Source organism: Moorena sp. SIO3I6 (genome assembly GCF_010672095.1).
This window is the reverse complement of the sequence record NZ_JAAHHU010001594.1, coordinates 1-1,146: the sequence shown is the minus strand read 5'-3', so window position 1 is coordinate 1,146 and position 1,146 is coordinate 1. Positions and strand designations below refer to the sequence as shown.

Below are 1,146 nucleotides of genomic sequence, written 5' to 3'. Positions count from 1 at the left end.
TATTAGTGATTGGCAATTCCCAGTTACATTGGGCTTGGTTTGTGGATAACACCCTGAAAAAAGCCTGGGATACCAACCATCTAACCCCAGCAGCTGTAGAGCAGTTAATCAAGGACTGGACGTCTAATGTAATGTCAGCGGAAATTTTCCCACCCCAGTTAGCAGCTCAGAGATTAGACCCATCCAATCCATTACCCCTTTACATCGCTTCAGTAGTACCTGCCCAAACAGCACTTTGGCAAAACTATTCCGATACTACAATATTGACCCTGGAAGATTTACCCCTTTCCGGACTATATCCCACCCTAGGCATTGACCGCGCCTTGGCCGTATTTGGTGCTGGTCATAGGTATAGTTATCCAGTTTTAGTTATTGATGCTGGTACTGCTCTAACCTTTACTGGGGTTAACCAAAACCTACAGCTAATCGGAGGAGCTATCTTGCCAGGATTGGGATTACAGTTACAGTCTCTAGCACAAAAAACTGGAGCATTACCGGCCATTGAACTACCAGCTCAGTTACCAAAGCGTTGGTCTCTGGAGACATCAGAGGCAATAGCAAGTGGTGTTGTCTATACAGTATTGGCTAGTATCCGGGATTTTATTGAGGATTGGCAAAGGGAGTTTCCCAACAGTCCGATTGCTATGACTGGCGGCGACTCTGAGCAGTTAGTTACTTATTTCCAATCCCAATTTCCTGCAATAGCGGCTCAGATTATTGTTGATCCTTACTTAATCTTTTGGGGAATATTGTCAGTGGTTGGTAGTTAGTTGCTGCGGTGACTTTTGTGGGGAATTAAGCAACGGTGATATTACCCTCAAAATAGTCCTGTAACTGACGGTCATGGTCATGGCTGAGGTTTCCCTTAGGGATAGCTTCCGGTTCAAACGCCTTGACTTCACTAATTTCCAATACGTCCTGTACCTCCATGGTTCCGGTGACATCAGCTTCTACCAGAATACAGATAGAATGGACTCTGGGATCTCTTCCTGGTGCTGAGTAAACCCCAAATAACTGGCGAATCTTGAGCAACTCCAGTCCAGTTTCCTCAAATAATTCCCGTTCGATAGTCGTTGGAATATCTTGACCCCAGTTAACTATACCTCCTGGTAGAGCCCACTTACCATTGTCACGACGTCGAACTAG

Annotated in this window: 2 protein-coding genes; one reads left to right on the top strand and one right to left on the bottom strand. The window is 45.4% G+C overall.

Translation table 11 applies throughout. The annotated features are described in order from the left end of the window. The coding region (locus F6K49_RS51505) for a pantothenate kinase (RefSeq protein ID WP_293110718.1) at positions 1–770 on the top strand (770 nt) is incomplete at its 5' end. A gap of 25 nt (positions 771–795) precedes the next feature. On the opposite strand, the gene F6K49_RS51500 is transcribed toward F6K49_RS51505, so the two are convergent. Next, on the bottom strand, positions 796–1,146 hold a 351-nt coding region (locus F6K49_RS51500; protein WP_293110700.1), incomplete at its 5' end, for an NUDIX hydrolase.